22 protein-coding genes are annotated in these 26,596 nt (G+C 61.0%); 10 read left to right on the top strand and 12 right to left on the bottom strand.

What is annotated here, in order from left to right:
- Positions 1-162 precede the first annotated feature (162 nt).
- Positions 163-624 carry a YiiD C-terminal domain-containing protein gene (locus tag PYH37_RS24345; protein WP_280734023.1) on the bottom strand — a complete coding sequence of 154 codons (462 nt, stop codon included), beginning with the start codon at positions 622-624 and terminating at the stop codon, positions 163-165.
- 243 nt (positions 625-867) lie between these two features.
- Between PYH37_RS24345 and PYH37_RS24350 the strand changes: the two genes are divergently transcribed.
- Positions 868-1,377, top strand: a complete 510-nt coding sequence (locus tag PYH37_RS24350) for a DUF1993 domain-containing protein (protein WP_280734024.1) — start codon at positions 868-870, stop codon at positions 1,375-1,377.
- 181 nt (positions 1,378-1,558) lie between these two features.
- On the opposite strand, the gene PYH37_RS24355 is transcribed toward PYH37_RS24350, so the two are convergent.
- From PYH37_RS24355 to PYH37_RS24385, 7 genes are all read right to left on the bottom strand, one after another.
- Entirely contained in the window at positions 1,559-3,238 is a 1,680-nt protein-coding gene (locus tag PYH37_RS24355) for a formate--tetrahydrofolate ligase (RefSeq protein WP_280734025.1), read from the bottom strand.
- Positions 3,239-3,316: 78 nt separating this feature from the next.
- Complete coding sequence (locus PYH37_RS24360) at positions 3,317-4,534, bottom strand: DUF2333 family protein (protein ID WP_280734026.1); 1,218 nt, start codon at positions 4,532-4,534, stop codon at positions 3,317-3,319.
- A 3-nt stretch (positions 4,535-4,537) separates the two neighbouring features.
- Complete coding sequence (locus tag PYH37_RS24365; protein WP_280734027.1) at positions 4,538-5,827, bottom strand: DUF6638 family protein; 1,290 nt, start codon at positions 5,825-5,827, stop codon at positions 4,538-4,540.
- A 100-nt stretch (positions 5,828-5,927) separates the two neighbouring features.
- A complete protein-coding gene (locus PYH37_RS24370) occupies positions 5,928-7,844 on the bottom strand; it encodes an AAA family ATPase (RefSeq protein WP_280734028.1) in 1,917 nt (638 codons plus the stop codon).
- A 2-nt stretch (positions 7,845-7,846) separates the two neighbouring features.
- Positions 7,847-8,995, bottom strand: a complete 1,149-nt coding sequence (locus tag PYH37_RS24375) for a hypothetical protein (protein WP_280734029.1) — start codon at positions 8,993-8,995, stop codon at positions 7,847-7,849.
- A gap of 61 nt (positions 8,996-9,056) precedes the next feature.
- Complete coding sequence (locus PYH37_RS24380; RefSeq protein WP_280734030.1) at positions 9,057-10,145, bottom strand: coiled-coil domain-containing protein; 1,089 nt, start codon at positions 10,143-10,145, stop codon at positions 9,057-9,059.
- Positions 10,146-10,432: 287 nt separating this feature from the next.
- A complete protein-coding gene (locus PYH37_RS24385) occupies positions 10,433-11,020 on the bottom strand; it encodes a thymidine kinase (RefSeq protein ID WP_280734031.1) in 588 nt (195 codons plus the stop codon).
- Positions 11,021-11,322: 302 nt separating this feature from the next.
- On the opposite strand from PYH37_RS24385, the gene PYH37_RS24390 reads away from it, so the two are divergent.
- The 7 genes from PYH37_RS24390 (at position 11,323) to ade (ending at position 19,006) form a co-directional block, all read left to right on the top strand.
- Positions 11,323-12,279, top strand: a complete 957-nt coding sequence (locus PYH37_RS24390; protein ID WP_280734032.1) for a choline ABC transporter substrate-binding protein — start codon at positions 11,323-11,325, stop codon at positions 12,277-12,279.
- An 80-nt stretch (positions 12,280-12,359) separates the two neighbouring features.
- Positions 12,360-13,205 (top strand): choline ABC transporter permease subunit, encoded by an 846-nt coding sequence (gene choW, locus PYH37_RS24395; protein ID WP_280734033.1) that lies wholly within the window; start codon positions 12,360-12,362, stop codon positions 13,203-13,205.
- Positions 13,202-14,251: a choline ABC transporter ATP-binding protein gene (choV, locus tag PYH37_RS24400; RefSeq protein WP_280734034.1), complete on the top strand. Its 1,050-nt coding sequence runs from the start codon at positions 13,202-13,204 to the stop codon at positions 14,249-14,251. Before choW ends, choV begins: the two co-directional genes overlap by 4 nt.
- Positions 14,252-14,342: 91 nt before the next feature.
- Positions 14,343-15,086 carry a HugZ family pyridoxamine 5'-phosphate oxidase gene (locus tag PYH37_RS24405; protein ID WP_280734035.1) on the top strand — a complete coding sequence of 248 codons (744 nt, stop codon included), beginning with the start codon at positions 14,343-14,345 and terminating at the stop codon, positions 15,084-15,086.
- A gap of 119 nt (positions 15,087-15,205) precedes the next feature.
- Positions 15,206-15,550, top strand: coding sequence for an ArsR/SmtB family transcription factor (locus tag PYH37_RS24410; RefSeq protein ID WP_280734036.1), 345 nt, complete (start codon positions 15,206-15,208; stop codon positions 15,548-15,550).
- Between the two features lie 241 nt (positions 15,551-15,791).
- Entirely contained in the window at positions 15,792-17,120 is a 1,329-nt protein-coding gene (gene aptA / locus PYH37_RS24415) for an omega-aminotransferase AptA (protein WP_280734037.1), read from the top strand.
- 188 nt (positions 17,121-17,308) lie between these two features.
- Entirely contained in the window at positions 17,309-19,006 is a 1,698-nt protein-coding gene (gene ade / locus PYH37_RS24420) for an adenine deaminase (RefSeq protein ID WP_280734038.1), read from the top strand.
- 251 nt (positions 19,007-19,257) lie between these two features.
- On the opposite strand, the gene bglA is transcribed toward ade, so the two are convergent.
- Positions 19,258-20,904: a beta-galactosidase BglA gene (gene bglA, locus PYH37_RS24425; protein WP_280734039.1), complete on the bottom strand. Its 1,647-nt coding sequence runs from the start codon at positions 20,902-20,904 to the stop codon at positions 19,258-19,260.
- A gap of 148 nt (positions 20,905-21,052) precedes the next feature.
- Between bglA and PYH37_RS24430 the strand changes: the two genes are divergently transcribed.
- The gene (locus tag PYH37_RS24430) at positions 21,053-21,976 is read left to right on the top strand and encodes a sugar kinase (RefSeq protein ID WP_280734041.1); all 924 of its coding nucleotides are present in this window, start codon (positions 21,053-21,055) and stop codon (positions 21,974-21,976) included.
- A gap of 292 nt (positions 21,977-22,268) precedes the next feature.
- Here the strand turns inward: PYH37_RS24430 and der are convergent, their stop codons facing one another.
- From der to PYH37_RS24445, 3 genes are all read right to left on the bottom strand, one after another.
- A complete protein-coding gene (gene der / locus PYH37_RS24435) occupies positions 22,269-23,690 on the bottom strand; it encodes a ribosome biogenesis GTPase Der (RefSeq protein ID WP_280734042.1) in 1,422 nt (473 codons plus the stop codon).
- Between the two features lie 231 nt (positions 23,691-23,921).
- Positions 23,922-24,590, bottom strand: a complete 669-nt coding sequence (locus PYH37_RS24440) for a tetratricopeptide repeat protein (protein WP_280734043.1) — start codon at positions 24,588-24,590, stop codon at positions 23,922-23,924.
- 146 nt (positions 24,591-24,736) lie between these two features.
- Positions 24,737-25,324, bottom strand: coding sequence for an NnrU family protein (locus tag PYH37_RS24445; protein WP_280734044.1), 588 nt, complete (start codon positions 25,322-25,324; stop codon positions 24,737-24,739).
- 268 nt (positions 25,325-25,592) lie between these two features.
- Between PYH37_RS24445 and PYH37_RS24450 the strand changes: the two genes are divergently transcribed.
- Positions 25,593-26,588, top strand: coding sequence for a polysaccharide deacetylase family protein (locus tag PYH37_RS24450; RefSeq protein WP_280734045.1), 996 nt, complete (start codon positions 25,593-25,595; stop codon positions 26,586-26,588).
- The last annotated feature ends 8 nt before the right edge of the window (positions 26,589-26,596 follow it).

The raw sequence follows: 26,596 nt of genomic DNA on the forward strand, positions 1-26,596 counted from the left end.
CGTTCACTTGAACGCACGGCGCTCTAGCGGGAGCACCGGGCGTGGTTTTCCGCGCCGCGAACGCCCTTATCCGCCTGCCGGCGCCTCCTCCCGCCTACGGGGAGAAGGCTAGGGCATGGGCGGATCTGGCCAATACGCCCGCACCAATCGATCTCCGCATTTCTAACTGGCCCCTACCGCCCCATACCCAAGCGCCACGAATTCGCCCGAGAAGAACCCTGCAATCTCTCCCTCGCCGCTGAGTTCGGCCGTCATCGCGAGGCGCGCCCTGCCCCGCCGCTCGAGCAGGCGCATGAAGCCCGGCCATTGACCGCTATCTTCAAGGCTCGAGCGAGCCGAAAAGGATCTGGCGATGGGCTTCAGATAATCCATGCGGTTGCTCTGTATGACCAAGCGACTGGAGATGCCGCTCAAGCGGAGCCGCACGTGCAGAAGCGACCACGCGGAAAGGATCGATAGCGCCGATGCGCTGCCGCCGAAGACCGTTTCGCGATGGTTGATATTCGGCGCCAGCGGTGCCCGAAGCAGCACATGGTCCCATTCCAGCGCGGCCACCTCGACCTGCATGGCAGCGGAAAGGGGGATGTGGGTGTGAAGGTAGGCCTGCAACTCCGAATGTGTCATGGTGTCTCCGTGTGGCTGCCTGAGAAGGCGGCTCTCCGCGCGTCAGTCGAGAAAAGGTAACTCTGGGGCGAGAGCAAATCGAGCGCTCGCATCGCCACAGCCGTTTTGCCGCACGAGGATCGTCCGCCTCGATTGAAACCGCCTCGGACCGACACGATCTATGGATCGGCGATGCGGACGAAAGTCCGGCGTTTCGCTCGTGTCCACGCCTTCGTTTCAAGGCCCGCTATCGAGGAGCAATCCATGCCGCTTACAATGTACAGACTTTCCATACCCGCCTTCACGCGCGGCTTTTCCGCCCTCGGCGGGATCCTCGACAAGGCCGAGGCCTTTGCGTCGGACACCGGCATACCGCTTGCCGAGCTCTTCGAGGCGCGGCTGGCGCCGGACATGCTGCCGCTTGCCGGCCAGGTGCAACGGGCAAGCGATACCAGCAAGAATGCCATCGCGCGGCTGACGACGCTGGAAGCGCCGCGTTTTCCGGATGACGAACAGAGCTTCGCCGATCTGCGCGGGCGGATCGCCAAGACCGTCGCATTCTTTGAGTCGGTCAAACCCGCCGATCTTGAAGGGAGCGAAAGTCGCGAAGTGACGCTCAACTTCACCAAGCTCAAGGTCAGTTTTAGCGGCGAGGATTACCTTCTGAAGTTCGTGCTGCCGAATTTCTACTTCCACGTCACCACTGCCTACGACATTCTCCGCCACAAAGGCGTGCCGATCGGCAAGCCCGACTATATCGGCAGCCTCGACTGAGCTCGCGATTCTAAAGGTTAGAGCGGGATGCGGGCAGAAAGCCGCGCACACTTTTCCTCATCCCGCTCCCGATCACGATGACTTTGGGTCGGGTCGGCCCAAAGTCATGAACGTGATCGATTCGATGAGTGAGAGAGCGGGATGCCGGCGGAAAACCGCGCACACTTTTCTTCATCCCGCTCTAGAACAGTCCCTCTATATTCCCCTCTTCATTGAGATAGATTCTCTCGGACGACGGCGCCTTCGGCAGGCCTGGCATCGTCATGATCTCGCCAGTGACGACGACGATGAAGCCGGCACCGGCGGCAAGCCGGACCTCGCGGATAGGCACCGTGTGGCCGCTCGGCGCGCCGCGCAGATTGGGGTCCGTGGAGAAGGAATATTGGGTCTTGGCCATGCAGATCGGCAGATGGCCATAGCCCTGGTCTTCCCAGGTTCTAAGCTGATCCCGCACCAGTTTGTCGGCGATGACTTCGCTTGCGTGATAAATATCCTTGGCGATCGTCTCGATCTTGTGGAAGAGCGGCATGTCGTCCGGATAGAGCGGCGAGAATTGCGAGTGGCCCGCATTGGCGAGTTCCACCACCTTCCGTGCCAATTCTTCGATGCCCTCTGAGCCTTGCGCCCAGTGTTTGCACAGAACGGCCTCCGAACCGAGGGTCGCGACATAATCCTTGATCGCCTGGATTTCCGCTTCCGAATCCGAGGTGAAATGGTTGATCGCGACGAGCACCGGGACGCCGAATTTCTTGACGTTCTGCACGTGCCGGCCGAGATTCGCGCAGCCCTTCTTCAGTGCCTCGATATTCTCTTTGCCGAGGTCCTCCTTCTTTACGCCGCCGTTCATCTTGATCGCCCGCGCGGTGGCGACGACGACGGCAGCGTCGGGCTTCAGGCCGGCCTTGCGGCACTTGATGTCGAAGAATTTCTCGGCGCCGAGATCCGCACCGAATCCGGCCTCGGTCACGACATAGTCCGCCAGCTTCAGCGCCGTCGTGGTGGCAATTACCGAATTGCAGCCGTGCGCGATATTCGCGAAGGGCCCGCCATGGACGAAGGCGGGATTGTTTTCGAGCGTCTGTACCAGGTTCGGCTGCATCGCATCCTTGAGGAGGACGGTCATCGCCCCATCGGCCTTGATGTCGCGGGCGTAGACCGGGCTCTTGTCGCGGCGATAGCCGATGATGATGTTGGCGAGGCGTTTTTCGAGATCTTTCAGGTCCATCGCAAGGCAGAGGATCGCCATGACCTCGGAAGCGACGGTGATATCGAACCCCGTCTCGCGCGGATAGCCATTGGCGACACCGCCCAATGAGCCGACGATCTGGCGCAGCGCCCGGTCGTTCATGTCCATGACGCGGCGCCAGGCGATGCGGCGGATATCGATCGCCTGTTCGTTTCCCCAGTAGATGTGGTTGTCAATCAGCGCAGCGAGCAGGTTATGCGCCGCGGTGACCGCATGGAAATCCCCGGTGAAGTGAAGATTTATGTCCTCCATTGGCACGACTTGGGCGTAACCGCCGCCCGCCGCACCGCCCTTGCTGCCGAAACAGGGGCCGAGCGACGCCTCGCGTATGCAGACGATCGTCTTCTTGCCGATGCGATTGAGGCCGTCGCCGAGGCCGACGGTGGTCGTCGTCTTGCCCTCGCCCGCCGGTGTCGGGTTGATGGCCGTCACCAGAATGAGGCGGCCGTTCTTCTTGCCTTTCTGCGCCGCGATGAATTCGGCGCTTACCTTCGCCTTGTCGTGGCCGTAGGGCAGCAGGTGTTCCGGCGGAATGCCGAGCTTGGCGCCGATCTCCTGGATCGGCTTCTTGCTCGCAGCGCGTGCGATCTCGATATCGGACTTGGCTCCCGCCATGGCGGCTCCCCCCAGCTTGCATTTCGCTCCGTCTCCACTGCGGAGCGCCTGCCCTTCAATTTCGCTATTTTTCGCCCGTCAGCGGGCGAGAATGTCGCGCATTTCGACAATGTTTGACCGCACCCGCAGGATGTAGAAGCCCATGGTCGCAAGATGCGTCGGCATGATCCAGCCGTCTTCGCGGCCGTTAGAGATGATAAGCGGCTGGATGCGGAGCGCCGCACGAAGCTGCTTCAGCGTCTCGGTGTAGATCGGCGTCAGGCCACGCTGCGCGACGACATTCTCGAAGTCGGCCCCGGCCGCTGAGAGAATGCCGTAATAGCCGTAGAGCTGGCCGAAGGCGAACCAGAAGCGGTCATCCGCGCGCGTATCGAACCAGCCGCCATTATGGAATTCCGAGCGTTCGCGGATGATCGCCGATGTATTGCCGAGGTCGTTCGCGACGCGGTCAAGAAACTCGACCATGTTGTCGGAGCGGCCGTCGAAGATCGCCTCGCACCTGCCGAGCGAAACGTTGAACTTCCGGAAATCGCGCATGGCCGCCCGATAGAAGCTCGGCGTCGGCGTCTTCGGGCCGAAGGGATTGACGCCGAAATACCAGGTTTCCTCATCGAACTGGATATTGCCGCGGGCGCTCTGCAGGTCGTTGTTGACGCCGGACGTACCGCGTACGCGCCCGAGCGAGTCGACGAGCTCCACCGCGGTGCGGCGCACGGCCTGATTGATGCCGCGCTGGAACGAAGCCTTGTTGTCGAGCCATGGCGTGTCGTCCCAATCAAGCCCGAACAGACCGAGCTTGTAGAGCAGCATCGAGGATATCCAGGCGTTCTGGTTGACGTTGAGGTCGATGAGATCGGCCGCGACGTCGACGATCGCCGAGGTCTGGCAGACCGTTCCCGCCGGCAATTGCACCGCTGACAGCGCTTCCGTCGTCGAAGTGTCCGCCACGGTCGCCTGGCTGGCGGCTGCCGCCGCACCGGTCGCTTGCCCCGTCGTGGTTGCGCCGGGCCCGCCAATCGGCGAGCCGGCCGGCACCTTGCGCTCCGCGAGCTTATAGCGGTCGACATAATCCGGATTGAAATTGGTCCAGACCTGCGTCTGCCAGATGAAGTAGCCGTATAACAGGATCAGGCCTAGCAGGATGAGACCGATCGGCCCTTTGATGATCCAGCTTCTGCCTCGGTACCAGTTCCCGAATGCGACAAAGGGCCAAAGGAGCCAGGCCACCGCCATGCCGATGCCACGGCCGATCGCCGTGAAAACACGCTGGAAAAACGCAACGATCGGATCGAACATGTTTTATTCCTCTTTGAGGCCGTAGAGCTTGTGGCGGAAGGCGGCCTTGTCTTTGAGATATGTGCCGGTGAGCGTCGCAACAACATATTCCCGGAACTTTTCGCTGTAGCGTTCGTAGGCGTCATAAAAGCCCTCTTTGTCGAACACGAAGCGCGAGACGAAGTCACGCGGGACGAGTTGCGAGATCAAACGATTGACCAGCCATTGATCCGGATGAGCGGGTCCGGCCCTGACCAGCAGGAAACGATTTTCCGGCGCTATCTCCTGCATCTTGATCGTGCCGGTCGCCGCGATCATTCGCGACATTTCCTGAAGGAAGGGATAGGTGCCGTCGCGCGCGACCAGCGCCGCGTTGCGATGAATCCACGTCTGCAGCCAGATCCGATCGGCGTTGATCAGTTCGGTGGTCGGATCGGCCTCGTTGATCAGCCCCCGAATGATCATGTCTGCCCGATGCTGGAAAAGACCGGAGTCCTGCACCCACGACGCCTGCGGCAGTTGCAGCCGGTTTGTCGCCGCCAGGAAATCGTAGATGCGTGCATGATCGGTGACGGCGATATAGCTCACCTGCCACGGCCGCGACCGCCGGAATCCGGGGACCGAAGGATCGCAGATCACCGTCGTCGTCTTCTGATCCAGGAAGACGTAGACGCCGCCGAAGTGATTGGCCCAGAACGCCTGGTGGCGGAAGACGAGCTGATCGGGCACCAGCGCATTCTGCCGGATGTCGCCGGTTGTCTTCGCGAGTTCCACCATCCGATTCAGCATCGCATCGTCGGACCAGGCGTTCGGCACCTTTTTCAGCCGGTCGACAAGCTCGCGAAGTTCGGTCGCCTTGCCGAGCATGTCTTCGGCGGAAAGCACCCGAAAGCGGACTTCGTTGATCGACAGGAGATCGTCTATATCTTCGACGACCGAAACCGAGTCCTCGATCTCGCCATAGAGGGCGTCCTTGATCGTGATCGCGTTGATCGCGCGGCTGTTGGCATTGAAGAACTCATGCATCAGCGCCGCGGTGTTGGAAAAGCTCGTATGAACGACCGGTAGCTCCACCTGCGCGGGCGTCAGGATGATGAAGCGCCGGTTGACCCGGTTCGGGTCGAGGTAGTCCCGGTCGCCAAGTTCACCGGCGATCTCGGGCGAGAAGCCGGTCATGTCGATGCTGAACCGCTCGAGCGCCGTCGGCTTCAAACCGAAACCCTCGAGCGCCTTGTTGTAGCGCGCAATGAGGTGCGGCTCCGAAATGTCGAGCAGCCGGCCATAGATCAGTTCGGCTTCGAGGAGGCGCTTCATAAGTGAACGCTCCGCGGGGTGTGGAGGCGGAGATCACGTCCCCTCTCCCCGCCTGCGGGGACAGGGTCAGAGTCACGGGCAAATCGCTGCAGGACGGCCGTCAACTCTGCCACCTTCCCTCCCGCTTCATCGTTTCGATCTCGCGGATTGCCCTTTCGCGTTGGCGTTCGCGGCGGATGACCTCGGCGACGGCCGCGTCGTCGGACTTGTCGGTGTAGCGGAACTCGCTGTCGGCATAGCGGTTGATTTCCTGCAGCACCATCTCGATCGTGATCGGCCCGCGCAGGTCCGCGATCATGGCACTCTTCTCGTCGTAGGACTTGTGCATAAAGGAGCCGGCATCCCTGAACCAGTCGTCCGGCAGTTCGACATCCATCGCCCGCATCTTGATCGCATCGGTAATGTTCCGGATCGCCCGGCCGGTGAAGCGCGGTTCCGCCTGCTTGATCATGTGCAGGTAGGCGCCGACGTCAGCGAGCGTCGCGATCTTGCCCTTTTCCTTCACGTAACGCTCCCAGACGGCTATGAGACCGTCTTCCTGCGGCCGGGCGTGCGTTGCATAGGATTGCGAAACGGCACGCTTGATCTCCTGGCCGGCATAGAGGTCGTGCTGGCCCAGCGGGATCTCGTGGTTCTTGCCGACAAGCAACGCGAAGATATCGATATAGTCGCCTTCGGTCTGCGGCCCGTCGACCAGCCACCGGGCGCCGGCGCGCTGGCGCAGCGCATCGTCGACATTCTCCGGATAGTTCGAGAACATGCCGAAGGTGCAGTTGCCGCGCACCACCGTCGAGGCGCCGCCGAAACTCTCCATCAGGACCGCCGTCACCTCATGCTGACCGGCCGAGGCGCGATCATCCGATCGTTTCGCCGCCACCTGATCAACATCGTCGATCGTGCCGAAGCCGATCGCCCGAGGGTTCATCACGTTATTGACGAACTCCTTGCAGTTCTGGCCGGACTTGCCCTGGTAGGAGGAAATCTGGTCCACGCCGAAGTTCTCGTAGTGGAAAGCATAGCCGGCGACGCCGCAATACTCGTGGAGCAGGCCGGCGAGCATCTGGATCAGGATCGTCTTGCCGGTGCCCGGCATGCCGTCGCCGATAAACGTGAAGAGAAAACCTCCCAGCTCGACAAAGGGATTCATCTGCCGGTCGAAATCATAGGCCATCAGCATCTTGGAAAGCTTCAGCGCCTGATATTTGGCGATGTGATTGCCGATGATTTCCTCGGGTTTCTTGAAGGTCATCGTGAGCGGCTTGCGCTTCTGTCCAGGCGCGACATCGAAGCCGTTCAACGTGAAATCGTCCTGATCGAGCCGTATGTGGACGGTCTCGAAGTTCTGCAATCCGGTGAAGCGCGCCTTGCGGGCGATCAGTCCTTCTATCGCGACGCGGGAGAAGGCCCGTGCACGCGCGGTCAAGGCACGGTCGTCCGGCGCACCGGCTATGCTGCGATCGAGTGCCGCGACCAAGCTCTTCAGCGCGTCCTGCGGCGTATCGAAGAGGAAATCCGGCTCCACCGCGTCGTCCACCGGCTCGCCCTCTCCCTGCAGCGTCGCGCCGAGATAGGCGGCAAGCGTGAAGGCGGCGACGTAGGCCAAAGCCGAAAGCAGCGCCTTGAACTGGCCCGCCTCCTCGCCGGCAAGCGGTGAGGTCGAATTGCGCGCCTGCAGCTGTTCGAGGTTCGTCTGCCGCGCGAAGACATCCGAGACGGCCAGCGCCACCTGAATGCCGCGGCGGGTGCGGTAGAGCACGGCGTGTTGCGCTGGTGAGAGCAGCGGATCGGCGCCGCGCACGGACTGGATGGTGCGCGCAAGCTCGATCTCGCGGGTGCGACGCTGGCCGCCGGTCGAGACGGTGGAGACAAAACGGCGGCCGGTGCCGGCAAGCGGTGTCCCTGCTGAAGTGTCGTCCCGTTCCAGGATGACCAGCTTGCTAACCAGGCTCTGCGCGGTCGCCTGATGCTTGGCGATATCCTCGTCGTGCAACGTCGTGAGGCCTGCGTTCAAAGTCATGGCTAAACCTCGCTCACCACCTGGTTGCCGGAAATGACATGCACTTTGTAGTCGCCGAAAACCTGGGCCGCCTCCCCGGCCGCATAGAGCGCCTGGTAAGCGTCGTGCGGTACCAGTGCGTGTTTCTCATAGGCGCTTACGCCCATGCGCGCGGCCTCGAGATTATCGGTATCGATGTGGAATTCCTCCTGCGCCGGCGTCGAGGACCAGAAGCCGCGGCTTGCCGGGCGTTCAGCCTTGGAAAAGACCTCCTGCACCGTCCAGGTCAAGAGCCAGGCATTCTCCGTCTTGCGTACCTTCGAGAGGATGTCGTTGATCCGCGCATTGTTCTCGGTGATCCCTGCCGAATAGAAAGGCCCGAGCACGATGCGCCGCAGCTGTTTCGGGTGCAGTTCCGGAAAATCCTTGTCCAGATTGGTGGCAATGGTTACCGGCGTCAGCGAATAGGCGCAGTTTTTCGAGGCGAAATCGTCGAAGCGACTTGCGAGCTCGGGATTGAGAAGTCCGCCGACCGGCAGCGGGATCTCGACGTCCGGATTGAGCTTGCCGTCGGCGGTAACCAGCATTTCGACGATCTTTTCGGAGGAATCCTCGATCGTTGCCATGTAGACCATCGGGAGCGTCTGGGTTCCATCGAAGGCACCCCAGGAGACGACGTAGTAAGGCCGCATCGTCTTCGGATTGACCGCAACTCGGATCGTCTCCGGCAGGATGAAAGGCGAGAAGATATCGCCCTTGCCGATCTGCTCGAGATAAAGCCTCTCCGCCATGCGGGCCTGCAGCGCCTCCGGAAAGGCCTTCTGCCGCAAGATGAAGTCGGCCATCTCCTCCCGCAGCGCATCGGCGGCGGGAATGCTCGCCAGACGCTTCTCCGCACTTTGGCGGTCGTTTTCGAGCTCCAGCACGTTCTGGAAGACCGGAAATCCGCTTTCGGCGCGCGAGATCCGGAAGTGCTCGACGAACCCGATGCGGTTTTCCCAGCAGGCGATCGAGGCTTTCAGCCGCGCGAGATAGGGAACGATAACCTCGCCTACGACCGTGTTCCGATAAAGCGGCGAATTGCGGTCGCCGAGAAAGAGCTCGAGCCCAGCCAAGGCGGCGCGGATGGAGGTGAAATATTGCCTTACGGCAACGGAGACGGCGGTGTTCATGCAAATCCCTCCGGCAGGTGCCGAAAGGCGCTCGAAGATCTGGTCATTGCCGCCTTGCCGATCACTGCTTCACGTAGTTTGCGGCATTATGCTTGTCCATCACCGCCTGGAAGCGACGGGCGAAGGCGTCGTCGGCCAGTTTCTTGCGCCGCTGAATCTCCTGCGTCGCCAGCATGTTCTTCTCATGCATTTCGAGCAGGTCGCCGATATGGCGCTGTGCGGCCGCGCCGATCCCGGCCATGGTCTCTTCGGCGGCCGTGTCGACCTGGCTGCCGAGCGTGTTGATCTTATGGGCGACATCCTGCTGCGCCGCCGTCTTCAGCGAATCCTCCAGTGCTTTGTAGAGCACGATGCGCTGTTCGGTATCGATCGTCAGTTTATTGATCAGCGTGTTCTGCGCAGCGATCTGGTTATTGAGCGAATCGACGAAGGTCTGGAACATCGCAGTATAGCGTTCCAGCGTCTGGCTCTCGGCAAGAAGCTCCTGCTCCTTTGCCTGCTTCTCGTTGTACTCGGTCGCGAGTTGCGAGCGCTCACCTTCAAGTTCGGTGCGGGTCTTCTGGTCGGTCGATGCCGCGATCCTGTTCTCGATGTCGAGCAGCAGCGGGTTCAGTTCCTCGATACGCTTCTGCGTCTCTTCAAGTGCAGCCATTGTGCCCTTGCGGCGTTCGATCACCTGGATGAGGCTCTGCTCGGAAGTCTTGTAGCGCTGATCGAGGATCGCCCTTTGCTCCTTGAGGATGCCGACAATCATATCGGACTTGGAGAGAAGCTCCTGAAGATTTCCGGCAAGCGACATGTTGCGCACGCGGTCGGTGCGCATGCGTTGCATCTTCTGCTTGGAGAAGATGCCGATGAGCTTCTCGTAGCCCGTATAGCTCTTCATGCTCTCGAATTCGGCACCGAAGACGTTGGTCGCGTCTTCCAGTCCGATGATCAGATCGGCGATGTTGGCCTCCATCACCTTCTGCTGCTTGATCACGTCCTGAATGCGGGCGTTCTCAATGTCGAAATCGACGTCGCCGAGCTTCGTGTCCGCCTTGGCGAACTGTTCGAGGACCACACCGGATTGTTCGAGCTTGCTGCGCATCTGCTCGACAACACTCTTCGTCTTCTCGATCTCGGCGTCAAAGTTCTGAAGAGTCGCCATTTCGTTCTCCCCTCGATCCACATAGGCCGATCTCTCGGCGCGCCGAATTATTCAGCCCTCGATTGCAGTTATATAAAGGACGTTTAGCCGGTCAGGACAAGTGTCGCGCCCATGCTTTTTCGCGCAGGGCGTTCTGCTGCCAACGAGTGATGAGGCGCCGGCTATTGGACCATTCGAAGATCCCTGAGATAGGCAATCACATCGGCGAGATCGACCGGTTTCTTCGCATGAATCGAACCCTTTGCGGGCAGCCTCATCTTCATTGCCGTTTCGCAAAGGCTCGGCCCTTAGCCTTCGCGCATTCGGTCTTCCCAATGGCGGCGGCAATAGGAAACATATTTCTCGTTGCCGCCGACATCCACCTGCGCGCCCTCGCGCACGATCTTGCCGGCTCCGTCGAGGCGCACCACCATCGTCGCCTTGCGACCGCAATGGCAGATCGTTCTGACTTCGCGCAATTCGTCGGCAATCGCAAGCAGAGCCATGGAGCCGGGAAAGAGCTTGCCCTGAAAATCCGTCCTGAGGCCATAAGCCATCACGGGTATGCCGAGACGATCGGCGACACGCGCAAGCTGCCAGACCTGGCCCTCCGCCAGGAATTGCGCCTCGTCCACGAAGACGCAGGCGATCTCGCCGGAGCCGTCACCGTTCAGGCGGTGGATAAGAGCGTAAAGATCGTCTTCGCGGTTAAACGGGATCGCCTCCGATTCGAGCCCAATGCGCGAGGCGATCCGGCCGGTACCGGCGCGATCGTCGAAAGCGGCGATCAGCATCACGACGCGCAAGCCGCGCTCCTGGTAGTTGTAGGCGGCCTGCAGGAGCAGCGTGCTCTTGCCCGCATTCATCGTCGCATAGCTGAAGTAGAGTTTGGCCATGTTCCCCGTCTCCGGACGTCGTGTCCCCGGGGTAATGACGGGGCTTGCGCCCGATGACCAGAGCATGGCCGCACCACCCACAGCTTTTCGCGCGACGCCGGCTAGACAGCCGCCTTTGCACATGAGCCACGGGCATGGGGGACCGCAGAAGCGCCATTTCGTGGGCATTGCGACATGGGGCGTCGCATTGTGCACCCCGTTAATGTACTGAGGCAATACACTTCCGTCGGCACTAAAGCGCTTGAACTCAAGCGCCATTGGTGTTTGGCTAAAATAATAACATAGGCAGGGGAACGACAACGATGATAAGGATGCTCTCTCTCAAATTCATGATGGCAGGTGCCGTTTGCATGGCAGCCCTGACTGCCGGAACCGCTGTCGCTGCCGAACCGGAAAGCTGTGGCACCGTCCGCTTCTCCGACGTGGGCTGGACCGACATTACCGCAACCACGGCTACCGCAACCACAATCCTGAAAGGGCTCGGCTACGAGACGGACGTGAAGGTGCTATCGGTCCCGGTGACTTATACGTCATTGAAAAACAAAGATATCGACGTTTTCCTCGGTAACTGGATGCCGACGATGGAGGCCGACATCGCGCCCTATCGTGAAGACAAGTCGGTCGAAACCGTGCGCGAGAACCTCGAAGGCGCGAAGTACACGCTCGCGACCAACGCCAAGGGCGCCGAGCTCGGCATCAAGGATTTCAAAGATATCGCCGCTCACAAGGACGAGCTTGACGGCAAGATCTATGGGATCGAGCCCGGCAACGACGGCAATCGCCTGATCATCGACATGGTCGAGAAGGACACATTCGGCCTCAAGGATTTCGAGGTGGTGGAATCCTCCGAGCAGGGCATGCTGGCGCAGGTCGCCCGGGCGGAGAAGGATGGTGAGCCGATCGTCTTCCTCGGCTGGGAACCTCATCCGATGAACGCCAACTTCAAGCTCACCTATCTTTCCGGTGGCGACGATATCTTCGGACCGAATTTCGGCGGCGCAACCGTGCACACGAACGTGCGTGCCGGCTACACCAGCGAATGCCCCAACGTCGGCGCCCTGCTCAAGAATCTAAAATTCTCCCTGCAGATGGAGAACGAGATCATGGGCAAGATCCTGAACGACGGCGAAGAGCCGGAGAAGGCCGCCGCGACTTGGCTGAAGGCCAATCCGGCCGCGCTCGAGCCCTGGCTCGCCGGCGTCACCACTAAGGATGGCGGCGATGGACTGGCAGCCGTCAAGACCGCGCTTGGTCTTTGATCGTAAGGCGGGGAACACCCCGCCTTTTTTCACCGCTTCGCGCGATCCTGTTTTTGACCTGACAAGACGGATTCACCTTCGTGGAATTTCTGACTGAAAACCGCATTCCCATCGGGGGCTGGGCCAAGGCGTTCGTGGATTGGCTGACAACGAATTTCGAACTGTTCTTCGATCAGCTCGCAAATTTGCTGTCGGCAATCATCTCCGTGCTGCTCTTTGTGCTCCAGACGCCTCACCCGCTCATCGTCATCGCCGCCGTGACCGCACTTGCCTGGTGGTTCCGCCGGTCGGTCGGCATCACGCTCTTCACCGGTCTCGGTCTGCTGCTGATCGTCAACCAGGGCTACTGGAAGGAAACGACGGAGACGTTGGCGCTGGTCCTTGCGGCTAGCTTTGTGAGCATGGCCGTTGGCGTTCCGCTCGGCATCGCCGCAGCGCGACGCGCCTGGATCTATGCCATCATGCGCCCGATCCTCGACCTAATGCAGACGATTCCGACTTTCGTTTATCTCATTCCGGCGCTGATCCTCTTCGGCCTCGGCATGGTTCCGGGCCTGATCGCCACGGTGATCTTCGCCATTCCCGCACCGATCCGCTTGACCCGCCTCGGCATCATCTCCACGCCACCCTCGCTGGTCGAAGCGGCCGAGTCCTTCGGCGCCACCCCTTGGCAGGTGTTGCGGAAAGTGGAACTGCCGTTTGCGACCCCGCAGATCATGGCCGGCCTTACCCAGACCATCATGCTGTCCCTGTCGATGGTGGTCATTGCCGCGCTCGTCGGCGCCAACGGCCTCGGCGTTCCCGTCCTCAGGGCGTTGAACTCAGTCAACGTGGCCAAGGGCTTCGAGTCCGGCCTCTGTATCGTCATCCTTGCCATCGTCCTCGACCGCCTGTTCCGCTCGTCCGATGAAGGAGATGGTGCATGACCGACACGGTTGTTTTCAAGAACGTCGACATCATCTTCGGCAAGAACCCTCAGACGGCCCTGCAGATGGTCGATCGGGGGAAAACCCGCGATGAGATCGGTGCCGCCACAGGTCTCGTACTCGGTGTCGCCGGCGCTTCGCTGACGATCAATGAAGGCGAAATCCTCGTCCTGATGGGCCTCTCCGGCTCCGGCAAGTCAACGCTGCTGCGCGCCGTCAACGGACTTGCGCCGGTCGTGCGCGGCGAGGTTGAGATCAAGACCACGAACGGCTCGTTGAACCCGTACCGTTGCAACGCCAAGTCGCTTCGCGACTTCCGCATGCATACGGTTTCCATGGTGTTTCAGCAATTCGCGCTGCTGCCTTGGCGGACCGTCGCCGACAATGTCGGCTTCGGTCTCGAACTGGCCGGCGTTCCCGATGCGGAACGAAAGAAACGCGTCGGCGAACAGCTTGAGCTCGTCAACCTGACGAAATGGGCCGACCGCAAGGTGAACGAGCTTTCGGGCGGCATGCAACAGCGCGTCGGCCTCGCCCGAGCCTTCGCCACCGGCGCCCCGATCCTCCTGATGGACGAGCCGTTTTCGGCGCTCGATCCATTGATCCGCACGCGGTTGCAGGACGAATTGCTCGAATTCCAGCGGCGGCTGAAGAAGACGATCATCTTCGTCAGCCACGATCTCGACGAGGCTTTCCGCATCGGCAATCGCATCGCCATCATGGAAGGCGGACGGATCATCCAGTGCGGCACACCTCAGGAGATCGTGAAGAACCCGGCAAACCAGTACGTTGCCGATTTCGTCCAGCATATGAACCCGATCACCATGCTGATGGCGAAAGACGTCATGCACACCGGCGTCGAACGCGCAGCGACGATCGCCGGCGTGACGGCAACTGCCAAGCCGACGACGCCGCTTGTCGACATTCTCGATGCCATGTCCCGCCAGCCGGGCAGCATCGGTGTGGTCGACAACGGCTCGGTCGTCGGCACGATCGACGCGCAAAACATTGTCGAAGGGCTCACGCGTCATCGCAACAAAAGTTGACGCGATCCGCCAAGGGGCCAATAAAACCCGGAGCGGCCGCTCCGGGTTTTTTATTATCGGGGAAGCGGTCGTTGGCAGAAGGAAGCGAATCATGAGCGACAAACCCAGCGTACTGCGCGAAACTGATGACGAGGCCCGCAAACTCGCCCGTGTCTTGCTTCGTTCGGCACGAAGCGGCGCGCTTGCGGCGATCGAGCCCGAAAGCGGCGGATTCCCTTTCGTCAGCCGCGTGCTGACCGGCATCGATGTCGATGGCGCACCGGTCATCCTTGTCTCTCAACTGTCGACTCACACCAAGGCGCTGCTTGCCGATCGGCGCGCGTCTCTCCTGACCGGCGACCCGGGCAAGGGCGACCCTCTCGCCCACCCCCGCCTGACCGTCCAATGCGACGCCGAAGAGGTTTCGCGCGAATCCGCGGCCCATGCCCGCATTCGCGAGCGATTCCTTCGCCGCCATCCCAGGTCCAAGCTTTACGTCGACTTCCCGGATTTCGGCTTCTTCCGCCTCAATCCGCTGCGCGCAAGCCTCAACGGCGGCTTCGGGCGCGCCTATGCACTGACGGCGGAGGACCTGATCATAAGCTCGCCCGCCGTGACCGCGCTCGCCGAGATGGAAAGCAGCGCGATCGAGCACATGAACATCGATCACGCCGACGCGGTGAAGCACTACGCGACAGTCCACTGCCGTGCATCGGATGGCGATTGGAAGGTCGTCGGAATCGACGCGGCAGGTCTCGATCTTTCCGATGGCGAGCGGCTGAAACGGCTCGAATTCGATGCGCCCATCCGGGATACAGCCGAATTGCGGCCGCTTCTGAAAAAACTTTACCGTTAATCGCCACTTAGCTACCCCCATTTCTTGCAGTGGGTGGTTGCCCTTTTATGCATCACGGCTAATTATCGTGCTTCGTCAAACATAACTACGTGTGATGTAATTTTCGCATGGAGCACGCAATGCAGCCTCTTTCGACTGAAAAACACGAGGAAGCCGAGATAGCAGCCGGTTTCCTCTCGGCCATGGCCAATCCAAAACGCCTGCTCATCCTCGATTCTCTGATCAAGGAGGAAATGGCGGTCGGCGCATTGGCCAACAAGGTCGGCCTCAGCCAGTCGGCTCTTTCCCAGCACCTTTCGAAACTGCGTGCCCAGAATCTGGTTAGCACCCGTCGTGACGCACAGACGATCTATTATTCGAGTTCTTCTAACGCAGTCATGAGGATTTTGGGCGCGCTCGCTGAAATCTACGGCGAAGACACCAAGGCCGTGGAAGAAAAGCCCCTCGTCCGCAAATCGGCGTAGTCTCCCAATACGTCCGCCGAGCTGGACAAGCCCCTAAAGCCCCGACGAGCAATCGTGCGGGGCTTATGTTTTTTCAGCGGCACGAGCGACGACGCCGAGTGCTGTTCTCAAAAAAGCTTCCGGCGCAAGGCGCCGGATCCGTGGGCTTGACGCTCATGGGCGCGCTGATAGTTTGACCAACGGGTAAAGAATCCGGCTTGGCCAGCAGTCAACCCGCCAGCAGTCGCCGAGGAGAACAGACATGTCGAACCGCCTTAACACAACGCCGAACGATCTGCGTGCCTTCTGGATGCCGTTCACGGCCAACCGGCAATTCAAGAAAGAACCGCGCCTCTTCGTCGGCGCCAAGGACATGTATTACACGACCCATGACGGGCGGACGGTGCTTGACGGAACTGCCGGGCTCTGGTGCGTCAATGCCGGTCATTGTCGGCCCAAAATTACCGAAGCGATCCGCGAACAGGCGGGCGAGCTAGACTATGCGCCGGCATTCCAGCTCGGCCATCCGAAGGCCTTCGAGCTGGCCAACCGGCTCGTGGATATCGCACCCGAAGGCTTGAACCATGTTCTCTATACCAACTCGGGCTCCGAGTCGGTCGATACCGCTTTGAAGGTGGCGCTCGCCTATCACCGCGCCAAGGGCAACGGCTCGCGCTTCCGGCTGATCGGTCGCGAACGCGGCTACCATGGCGTCAACTTCGGCGGCATCTCCGTCGGCGGCATCGTCTCCAACCGCAAGATGTTCGGCACGCTTCTGACCGGCGTCGATCATCTGCCGCACACGCACCTGCCCGGCAAGAACGCGTTCACCCATGGCGAACCGGAGCATGGCGCCGACCTCGCCAGCGAGCTGGAGCGCATCGTCACGCTTCACGACGCGTCCACCATTGCCGCCGTCATCGTCGAGCCGGTCGCCGGTTCCACCGGTGTCCTGATCCCGCCGAAGGGCTATCTCCAGAAGCTGCGCGAAATCTGCACGAAGCACGGGATCCTGCTGATCTTCGACGAAGTCATCACCGGCTTCGGTCGTCTCGGCACACCCTTTGCCGCGCAATATTTCGACGTGAAGCCCGATATCATCACCACCGCCAAGGGTCTCACCAATGGCGTGATCCCGATGGGCGCAGTGTTCGTGACGTCGGAGATTCACGATGCCTTCATGACCGGTCCGGAACATCTGATCGAGTTCTTCCACGGCTACACCTATTCCGGCAACCCGATCGCATCGGCAGCGGCGCTCGGCACCCTCGACACATACAAGGAAGAAGGTTTGCTGACGCGGGCGGCCGAGCTTGCCCCCTACTGGGAGGAAGCTCTGCATTCGCTGAAGGATTGCCCGCATGTCATCGACATCCGCAACATCGGACTGATCGGCGCGATCGAGCTCGAGCCGATTGCCGGCGAACCGACGAAACGCGCCTTCTCCGCCTTCCTCAAAGCCTATGAAAAGGGTCTGCTGATCCGCACGACCGGCGATATCATTGCGCTGTCGCCGCCGCTGATCATCGAAAAAGGACAGATCGACGAACTGTTCGACAAGCTGCGCGACGTGCTGAACAACAACATCTGAGGCTCGTTCTCGCGACCTACTGCATGTTTCGTGAAGTCGGAACCGATTCAAGGATGAAACCATGCAGCGATTCAAAGTGCTACAGCGTCCTTGTGCGTCTGAAAAGCGCACGGCGCTGTAGGACCCATTCCCCGCACGCGGGCAGAGGGTTACTGTTGTGAATCAAAATGAAAAGGCGGAGTGCACGCATGTCCGAGGCGCTGGAACGTTTTATCGATCAGGGCGTTGGCCGCAAGCCGGCAGACATCGTGCTCAAGGGAGGGCGGTTCTTCGATCTCGTCACGGGAGAGCTCGTCGCGTCCGATATTGCGATCTGCGGTGACCGGATCGTCGGCACCTGCGGCGATTATCAGGGACGCGAGGAAATCGACATTACCGGCCGCATCGTCGTTCCCGGCTTTATCGACACCCATCTGCACATCGAATCCTCGCTCGTCACGCCGCATGAATTCGACCGTTGCGTTCTCCCACTCGGCATCACCACGGTGATCTGCGATCCGCACGAGATCGCCAACGTGCTCGGCACCGAAGGCATCCAGTTCTTCCTCGATTCGGCGATGGAAACGATTATGGACATCCGCGTCCAGCTTTCGTCCTGCGTGCCGGCGACGCACCTCGAAACGGCCGGCGCCGACCTGCCGATCGAGCGGCTCGTACCCTTCCGCAACCATCCGAAAGTGATCGGGCTTGCGGAATTCATGAATTTCCCCGGCGTCGTGCATAAGGATCCGGTCTGCCTAGCAAAACTCGATGCCTTCCAGGGCGGTCATATCGACGGCCATGCGCCGCTGCTTCGGGGGAAGGAACTCAACGGCTATCTCTCGGCAGGCATTCGCACGGAACACGAGTGCACCAGTGCCGATGAAGCGCTCGAAAAGATCCGCAAAGGCATGCACATCCTCGTGCGCGAAGGCTCCGTCTCCAAGGACCTGCATGCCCTGATGCCAATCATCACCGAGCGGCTGTCTCCCTATCTGGCGCTCTGCACGGATGACCGAAACCCTCTCGACATTGCCGAACAGGGACATCTCGATCACATGATCCGAACGGCGATCGCCGCCGGCGTCGAACCTCTCGCCATCTACCGTGCCGCCTCGATTTCGGCCGCGCGCGCCTTCGGCCTTAAGGACCGCGGCCTGGTCGCGCCCGGCTGGCGCGCCGATCTCGTCGTCGTTGACAGCCTGAAAAACTGCAAGGCGCAAATCGTCTTTTCGGCCGGGCGGCGGGTGACGGATGCGCTCTTCGCCGGGCGCAAGCCGGTGGAGGCCGTTGGGCTCGACAGTGTCAAGGCGGGTGAGATCAAGGCCGCGGACTTCGGCATTCCCCATGCCGAGGGCGACACCTCGGTGATCGGCGTGCTGCCCGGGAAGATCATCACCGAACATCGTCGCTATCACCTGCCGGCCGAGGGTAACCAGACCGGCGTCGATCTCGACCGCGACATCATTAAGGTCGCCGTCATCGAGCGCCACGGCATCAACGGAAATCATGCCAACGGCTTCGTCCAAGGCTTCGGCCTGAAGAGGGGCGCAATCGCCTCCACCGTCGGGCATGACAGCCATAATATCTGCGTCGTGGGCGTCAACGAGGACGACATGGCGCTCGCCGCCAATAGGCTTGGCGAGATCAAAGGCGGCTTCGTCGTCGTGGATGGCGGCCGGGTGACAGGCGAGATTGCTCTCCCCATTGCCGGCCTGATGAGTCTGGAACCCTATGAGCGCGTGAGCGACATACTGCACCATTTGCGCCAAGCCGCCTTCGCGCTCGGCGCCACCCTGGAAGAGCCTTTCCTGCAGCTGGCCTTCCTGCCGCTGCCGGTGATCCCGCACTTGAAGATCTCGGACCGCGGCCTCGTCGACGTGGACAGGTTCACGCTGATCGGCTGAGCGATGGAGGGATGAGGAATACGCTCGCGCTTCGGTATTCCCTTCTCTCCGCATGATTGCTCAAGCTTAGACAAAGGCGCCCAGCACCGTCCCCACCGTCATCCTCGGCCCTGACCCGAGGATCCGTCCACAGGCTGCCAAAGCATGCTCGATCAGGTGGCGGCTTGACGTGATGCAAAGGCGCTGCCCCGCTTGGCGGCCGCGATATCGCCAGCGTCACATCGCGTTTGGGGCCCGCGCCGCTCCCCCGCTCATCGCAGCCTTCCGCAGAAAACGTCCAGGCCGGCGAGCGCTATTGCGTTGTCGGCGAAGGCCGGTGCAAAGCCGGGCATCGGCTGGACTTCGGCAACGGCGGTGTCGATCGCAAGCTGGACTGTCTGCGGTTCCCGCGTCAGATTGAAGACGAAGAGCAGCCGCTCGCCGTTCCCCTCCCTTATGAAGGTGAGGACATCCTGGTTTGAACCGATGAACGTCATATCCCCATCGATAAGCGATTGATGGGCTCTGCGGAACTCCAGCGTCTGGCGATAATGCTCAAGCACGGAGCCGGCAATGCCCGTTTGCGCGTCGACCGCCAATAGCCGCTGCGCTTCGCGCACCGGCAGCCAGGGAATGCTGGTGGAAAACCCCGCATTCACCAGATCCCTTTCCCAGACCATCGGCGTCCGGCAGCCGTCGCGGCCCTTGAATGCGGGCCAGAAACGGATGCCGTAGGGATCGCGCAGCTCGTCGAAGGCCAGCTCAGCTTCCGGCAAGCCCAGCTCCTCGCCTTGGTAAAGGCAGATTGAACCGCGCAGGACTGCAAGCAGGGAAATGGCAAGCTTCGCCACCTTCTCCTCCTCCACCTCGTGCTGCGCGAAGCGGCTCACGTGACGCATGACATCATGGTTGGAGAACGCCCAGCAGACCCATCCGTCGACGACGGCCGACTGGAAACGCTCGACGCAGCGGCGGATATGGCGTGCGGTGAATTCCGGCCCGAGAAGGTCGAAGGTATAGCACATGTGCAGCTTGTCACCGCCGCTGGTATAGTCGGCAACGATCCGCAAGGAGCGCGCCCCGTCGCCGACCTCGCCAACGGTGGCGCGGCCGTCATACTCATCGAGCAGCGCCCTCACCCGGCGGAGGAAGCCGATGTTCTCCGGCTGGCTCTTATCGTGGAGATGATCCTGCATCCCGTAAGGATTGACGTCCGGCGAATCTCTGGTCGTCGCATCCGGATCGGGAACAAGCGGCGGGTTATCCCGCAAATGCAGGTCGTGGAAGTAGAAGTTCACGGTGTCGAGCCGGAAACCATCGACGCCGCGATCGAGCCAGAACCGGACGGTCGACAGCACCGCCTCCTGCACCTCCGGATTATGGAAGTTGAGATCGGGCTGCGAGCTCAGGAAATTGTGCAAGTAGTATTGCTTGCGCACGCCGTCCCATTCCCAGGCAGGGCCCCCAAAGACTGACAGCCAGTTGTTCGGCGCCGTGCCATCCGGCTTCGGATCAGCCCAAACATACCAGTCGGCCTTCCGATTGGTTCTGTTCGAGCGGCTCTCGATGAACCAGGGATGCCGGTCCGATGTATGTGAGATCACCTGATCGATGACGACTTTCAGGCCCAGCCGATGTGCCTCCTCCAGCATCGCGTCGAAATCAGCGAGCGTGCCGAACATCGGATCGACGTCGCAATAGTCGGAGACATCGTATCCCATGTCCGCCTGCGGAGACCTGAAGAACGGAGACAGCCAGACGGCATCGACGCCGAGCGAAGCAATGTGCGGCAGCCGCCGGGTCACACCGCGAAGATCGCCGATACCATCGCCGTCGGTATCCTGGAAGGACCGCGGATAGACCTGGTAGATCACCGCGCCGCGCCACCAGTCTTCACCCGATCTCGATACAGTCTCCATCCCGCAAGTCCTCGTCGTTTCGGCCGTTCCGTAGCAGATGTATCTTCGGGAAATCGCCGAGTAAACTCAGCCCCGCAACATTCGCTTGCTGCGGGGCCAACAGATCGCTAACGCATTCTGGGAAGGGCAATTCGGAGAGGAGAAGCGAATGGCTGGCAGCATGCTGTCGATCGGTGAGTGCATGGTCGAACTGATGCAGGCGGAAGGAGACATGCTGCGCAAGGGCTATGCGGGCGATACTTTCAACACCGCCTATTACGCTCGCCTCTTCTTGCCGACCGATTGGAGTGTTGATTATTTCACCGCCGTCGGCACCGATATCGTATCGAGCGAGATGCTGGCGTTTATCGAAAATACCGGCATTGGAACGGGCCACATCCGCAGGATCGAGGGCTTGATGCCGGGCCTCTACATGATCCATCTGAAGGAAGGCGAACGCAGCTTCTCCTATTGGCGCTCGGCCTCGGCCGCGAAGCTGCTCGCGGAGGATCCCGAGCGGCTGCGGGCGGCGATCGAAGCGTCCGACGTCGTCTTCTTTTCCGGAATCACACTCGCGATTCTCGCGGCTAACACCGTCGAGACGCTGCTCACGGAACTGCGGCGGGCAAGAGCGAGCGGCAAGCGGGTCGTCTTCGATCCGAACATTCGCCCGCGACTTTGGGGCGAGCCGGCCCGGATGCGCGCGACCCTGGAGGCGGGCGCGCGGGCGGCCAACCTGGTCATGCCGAGCTTCGACGACGAGGCAGCGCATTTTGGCGACGAGTCGGTCGAAGCAACGATCGACCGCTATCGGGCACTCGGTGTCGAAGACGTTGCAGTCAAGGACGGCGCCCGGGGCGTCACGCTTCACTTTACCGGCGAAGAACGCGTCCATGTTCCCGCCGTGGCGGCGGCGGTCGTCGACACCACCAGCGCCGGCGACAGCTTCAACGGAGCGTTTCTTGCCCGCCTTGCGGCAGGCGACAGTCCGGCCGAGGCAGCGGCCTTTGCTGTGCGTGTGGCCGCGGCCGTGATCGGCCATCACGGCGCATTGATCCGGCGCGACAAGCTGGTGCCAGACCACATCCTTTAAGGCCGACGTGCAGTGTCCGCCCGCTTGCGGGTAGAAGGTGGCCGGCAGGTTGCGCGCTTTCTCCGCTCGCCCCCAAAACACACCCGCTTGGACCACGGTGATTCTGACTAGAATTCAACCGGCGGCCGATCGTCTCGGCACTGGCGCTCGATGAGGAAAAGTGTGCGCGGTTTTCCGCCCGCATCCTGCGCTAACTTATCAGAATCGATCACGTTCATGATTTTAGGTCGATCCGACCTAAAATCATCGTGATCTAGAGCGAATTTACTCAGCAATCGCCCGGAGCAGGATATCAGCGCCTCTTGCGCGCCTTGGATTCGTAGGGATTTTCCGACGCGCGGAAATGGATGCGGATCGGCACGCCGGGCAGGTCGAAATCGTTGCGCAGGCCGTTGATCAGGTATCGGGTGTAGGACTCCGGCAACGCCTCGGGACGCGTGCAGGAAATCATGAACCCCGGCGGGCGCGCCTTCACCTGGGTCATGTATTTGAGCTTTAGGCGGCGGCCGGAGACTGCCGGCGGCGGATGCTGCACTTGCTGCGCTTCCAGCCAGCGGTTGAGGCGAGCCGTCGAAATGCGGCGGTTCCAGACCTTGTCCGTCTCGATGATCGCCTGCATCAAGCGGTCGAGGCCGTAGCCCGTATGGCCTGAAATCGGGACGGCACGGATGCCCCGGGCCTGCGGCAAAAGGCGTTCTGTCTTTTCGCGGAGGTCAGCGAGCACCGTCTGCCAATCCTCGACAAGATCCCACTTGTTGAAGGCGAGCACGGCGGCGCGGCCTTCGCGCAGCACCAGATCGACGATCTGCAGGTCCTGCTTCTCGAAAGGAATCGTGGCATCGAAGACGATAACGACGGTTTCGGCGAAGCGGATGGCTCTCAGCGCATCGGCGACCGAAAGTTTTTCGAGCTTCTCCTGAACCTTGGCCTTGCGGCGCATGCCCGCCGTGTCGAACATCTTGATCGTTCGGCCACGCCACTGCCACTCGACCGAGATGGAATCGCGGGTGATGCCCGCCTCCGGTCCGGTTAGAAGCCGGTCTTCGCCGAGAAAGCGGTTGATGAGGGTCGACTTGCCGGAGTTTGGCCGTCCGACGATCGCAACCCGCAGCGGTTTGGTCTCGTCATAGACGGGCTCGGATTCGTCGTCCTCGTCACCGGTCGGACGGATATCGACATCGGTCTCGGCGACGTCGTCCCTAGGCGGAAATGCTCTTTCCTCGCCGAGCGCGGCGACGATCGCGTCGCGCAGGTCGAGCATACCCTGGCCATGTTCGGCCGAGATCGGACACGGTTCGCCGAGACCAAGCGTGAAAGCGTCGTAAAAGCCGCTATCGGAGCCGCGCGCCTCGGCTTTGTTGGCAACGACGATGACCGGTTTGCCACGGCGGCGCAGCATTTCCGCGAGCGTCTCATCGGCCGGCGTCAAGCCGGCCTTGGCATCGATCACGAAGAGCGAAAGATCGGCTTCGTCGATCGCCGCTTCGGTCTGCGCCCACATCCGCCCCTGCAAACTATCGGGCGCCGACTGTTCGAGACCGGCGGTGTCGATGATGCGAAACTTGAGGTCGACGAGCTTGGCGTCGCCCGGACGCCGGTCGCGGGTGACGCCCGGCGTGTCGTCGACAAGCGCCAGCTTCTTGCCAACCAAGCGGTTGAACAAGGTGGACTTGCCGACATTGGGGCGCCCCACGATGGCGACGGTAAAGCTCATCTCGAAATCCGTTTCTGCCTCTACAGTGCCGGCGTCTTTCAGACGCACAAAAGTCGCTGTAGCGCTTTGTTTTGCTGCATGTTTTATCCCTTAGACCGGTTCCGATTTAAGGATCATGCAAGTAGCGGCGCAAGAAAAAGCGTGAAGCGGTTCTCCGTCCGCATCCAGCTCTAACTCGTTAGCATCGATCCCGTTCATAATTGGGCTGATTAAACCCAAAATCATCGTGATCTAGGCTTTGCCGCTCGCGGCGATCACGTCAAGCAGCATCTGCGCGCGGTTCATGACGCCGCGCGGGCTCTCGCGGTCTTCGGCGATCTGCTGGAACCAGCTCTTCGCCTTGGTGTAATCGCCCGCCTTGTACGCCGCAAGGCCGAGCGCCTCGCGCGCGGAATGACGCATCGGGTTCTGCGGCACGGCCAGTTGCTCGACCTCCGAGGAGACCTGCTCATAGCTCCCGGCATCGACAAGCAGATAGGCCGCCCGCAGCCGCGCCACATCGCGAAGGGCAACTGGTATGCGGCTGTCCTTGCCGACCTCGGAAAATGCCGCGATCGCCGCGTCGGTTTCACCCTTCTGCGCCTGCAAGGTCGCCGCACGCAAACGTGCGAGGACCGGATAGGAGCCGTAGCCTTCCTGCTCCAGCTTCGTCAGCGCCGCAAGAGCCTCGTCCGACTTGTTTCCCTTTGCGAGATCAAGCGCCGCGAGGAAGGCATCACCCGACTGCGAAGAGGAGGATTCCTGCCAATAATCGTAACCGACCTTGCCGACGGTACCGAGAACGATCAGTGCTGCCAGCGCGACGATAAGGCCGCCGAACCGCATCCAGATAGCTCGCATCTGATCCGAGCGGAGTTCTTCATTCACCTCGCGGATAAAGCTGTCGTCTTGGTTCGCCATGTCCCGTCCCGGCTTCCCGGCCTTATGCTGGATTTAATCTAGAGCGAGATACGGGCGGAAAACCGCGGAAGCGTTTCCTTATCCCGCTCTAGGAATTTTGCGCCTTCTACCCGATTTTGCGCCGCTTGTAAGGGGGAAAGCGCTATTTACGCGAGAACGATCGGGGCGACGCCGATCACCAGCTCGTGCAGCCTCCAGACGATCACCCCATAGAGCGCCGCGCCGATCAGCACTGCCGCCACATCATAGTTATAGGAAACAAAGGCCGGATAGGTGATTTCGCCGGCGCGCCAACGCTTTTTCATCGAAATGCGGAGGATGACGCCCCATGCGAGGAAGGCGCCGAATAGCAGGACGGAGGACGTCTCGCCATTCGCAAGCAGATGGGCGAGCGCCCAGATCTTGATCGCCAGGATCGCCGGATGCTTGGTCGCCACCCGTATCCTGCCGGCCGGCAGGAAGGCTGCCACAAAACAGATGGAGGCGATTAGCATCAGCGCCACGGCAATATGCGCCAGTAACACCGGCGGCGTATAGAGCACGCCGGTCGTGGACCGCGCCTGATCGAAGCCGATCGCGATCAGCGCGAGGCCGACGATTGCCGCTATGCCGTGAATGGCGTGCCAGGTTCCGGTGCCGCCTCGCTTGATCACCGCCGCGCGAACGCCCGGCGCGAAACTGCGAACAAGGTGGATGCCCAGAAAGATCACGATACCCAAAACCAGAAGCGCCATGTCTCACTCCGCTGGATCACGACGACTTCGGGTTCAACCCAAAATCGTGAACGCGATCGATTCCAGAAATTAGAGCGGGATGCGAGCGGAAAGTCCGCTTCAATAGGTTTCCGCATCCCTTTTTATTCCTTCGTTTACCATCGCATAACGTTATCAACCGTGAATTTCCAGTCAGATCAAAGGATTGCCGCATTGTTGAAGAAGGGACGGCGCAAGCAAATCGTCGCAGTTGCCGATTCTCCCCAGAAGCCTCCCAAGAAGCCTCCGAATGCTCCAAAAAATTTTCGCGCTCTCATTCTGTCTTTTTCCCGCTCTCGCGCATGCCGCACCGCCGGCAACCCAAAACGACAAGCAGCTTGTCATCGTCTCCTTTGACGGCGCGCACGACAACGCGCTGTGGGAAAAGAGCCTCGCCATGGCAAAGCGCACCGGCGCGCACTTCACCTATTTTCTCTCCTGCACCTTCCTGATGACCAAGGCTGACGGGAAGCAGATCTACAAGGCGCCGGGCCAGAAGGCAGGCCGCTCGAATGTCGGGTTCGCGCAAAGCCGTGAGGAGATTGCGTTTCGCGCCGGCCATATCTGGCGGGCGCATCTCGAAGGACACGACATCGGCAGCCATGCCTGCGGCCATTTCGACGGCAAGGGGTGGAGCAAGGCCGATTGGCAAAGCGAATTTGCGGCCTTCCGCACCGCACTCCTCAACGTGTGGAAGAAGGCGGACAAGCCGGCGGCCGAACCTGAGGGCTGGGCGGATTTCGCCCGGACCGGCATCAAGGGTTTCCGCGCCCCTTACCTGTCTCTGAGCGACGGCTTGCTGCCCGCACTCAAGGCAGTCGATTTCACCTATGACGCCAGCCTTGTCACCAAGGGACCCGGCTGGCCTTCGGCGAAGGAAGGGCTGCCGCGCTTCGGCCTGCCGCTCATTCCCGAAGGCCCCTCGCGCCGGCCGGTGATCGGCATGGACTACAATCTCTTCGTCCGCCACTCGATGGGCGTCGAAAACAAAAGGGGCAGCACCCGCTTCGAGGAACGCACGCTTGCCGCATACCGCGAAGCCTTCCGCAAGGAATATCAGGGCGAGCGCATCCCGCTTCAGCTCGGCTTTCATTTCGTCGAGATGAACGGCGGCGCCTATTGGCGGGCGCTCGATCGCTTTCTGACGGAGACCTGCGGCAAGCCGGATGTCGCCTGCGTCAGCTATGCGGAAGCTTTGCCGCTGATCGAGGACGCAAGAAAGAAGGCGGATCGCTCCGCCTTCTGATTGCCGCC

It is taken from the genome of Sinorhizobium numidicum (assembly GCF_029892045.1).
GTDB lineage: Bacteria > Pseudomonadota > Alphaproteobacteria > Rhizobiales > Rhizobiaceae > Sinorhizobium > Sinorhizobium numidicum.

What these genes read in the sequence shown, in the direction of transcription:
- PYH37_RS24380 (WP_280734030.1), bottom strand. Translation starts at nt 10,145, where the DNA reads ATGGCGACTCTTCAGAACTTTGACGCCGAGATCGAGAAGACGAAGAGT.
- PYH37_RS24355 (WP_280734025.1), bottom strand. Translation starts at nt 3,238, where the DNA reads ATGGCGGGAGCCAAGTCCGATATCGAGATCGCACGCGCTGCGAGCAAG.
- PYH37_RS24375 (WP_280734029.1), bottom strand. Translation starts at nt 8,995, where the DNA reads ATGAACACCGCCGTCTCCGTTGCCGTAAGGCAATATTTCACCTCCATC.
- PYH37_RS24445 (WP_280734044.1), bottom strand. Translation starts at nt 25,324, where the DNA reads ATGGCGCTTCTGGTTTTGGGTATCGTGATCTTTCTGGGCATCCACCTT.
- PYH37_RS24390 (WP_280734032.1), top strand. Translation starts at nt 11,323, where the DNA reads ATGATAAGGATGCTCTCTCTCAAATTCATGATGGCAGGTGCCGTTTGC.
- PYH37_RS24410 (WP_280734036.1), top strand. Translation starts at nt 15,206, where the DNA reads ATGCAGCCTCTTTCGACTGAAAAACACGAGGAAGCCGAGATAGCAGCC.
- PYH37_RS24345 (WP_280734023.1), bottom strand. Translation starts at nt 624, where the DNA reads ATGACACATTCGGAGTTGCAGGCCTACCTTCACACCCACATCCCCCTT.
- PYH37_RS24365 (WP_280734027.1), bottom strand. Translation starts at nt 5,827, where the DNA reads ATGAAGCGCCTCCTCGAAGCCGAACTGATCTATGGCCGGCTGCTCGAC.
- PYH37_RS24430 (WP_280734041.1), top strand. Translation starts at nt 21,053, where the DNA reads ATGGCTGGCAGCATGCTGTCGATCGGTGAGTGCATGGTCGAACTGATG.
- PYH37_RS24370 (WP_280734028.1), bottom strand. Translation starts at nt 7,844, where the DNA reads ATGACTTTGAACGCAGGCCTCACGACGTTGCACGACGAGGATATCGCC.
- PYH37_RS24440 (WP_280734043.1), bottom strand. Translation starts at nt 24,590, where the DNA reads ATGGCGAACCAAGACGACAGCTTTATCCGCGAGGTGAATGAAGAACTC.
- choV (WP_280734034.1), top strand. Translation starts at nt 13,202, where the DNA reads ATGACCGACACGGTTGTTTTCAAGAACGTCGACATCATCTTCGGCAAG.
- PYH37_RS24450 (WP_280734045.1), top strand. Translation starts at nt 25,593, where the DNA reads ATGCTCCAAAAAATTTTCGCGCTCTCATTCTGTCTTTTTCCCGCTCTC.
- PYH37_RS24405 (WP_280734035.1), top strand. Translation starts at nt 14,343, where the DNA reads ATGAGCGACAAACCCAGCGTACTGCGCGAAACTGATGACGAGGCCCGC.
- aptA (WP_280734037.1), top strand. Translation starts at nt 15,792, where the DNA reads ATGTCGAACCGCCTTAACACAACGCCGAACGATCTGCGTGCCTTCTGG.
- der (WP_280734042.1), bottom strand. Translation starts at nt 23,690, where the DNA reads ATGAGCTTTACCGTCGCCATCGTGGGGCGCCCCAATGTCGGCAAGTCC.
- bglA (WP_280734039.1), bottom strand. Translation starts at nt 20,904, where the DNA reads ATGGAGACTGTATCGAGATCGGGTGAAGACTGGTGGCGCGGCGCGGTG.
- PYH37_RS24360 (WP_280734026.1), bottom strand. Translation starts at nt 4,534, where the DNA reads ATGTTCGATCCGATCGTTGCGTTTTTCCAGCGTGTTTTCACGGCGATC.
- PYH37_RS24385 (WP_280734031.1), bottom strand. Translation starts at nt 11,020, where the DNA reads ATGGCCAAACTCTACTTCAGCTATGCGACGATGAATGCGGGCAAGAGC.
- ade (WP_280734038.1), top strand. Translation starts at nt 17,309, where the DNA reads ATGTCCGAGGCGCTGGAACGTTTTATCGATCAGGGCGTTGGCCGCAAG.
- PYH37_RS24350 (WP_280734024.1), top strand. Translation starts at nt 868, where the DNA reads ATGCCGCTTACAATGTACAGACTTTCCATACCCGCCTTCACGCGCGGC.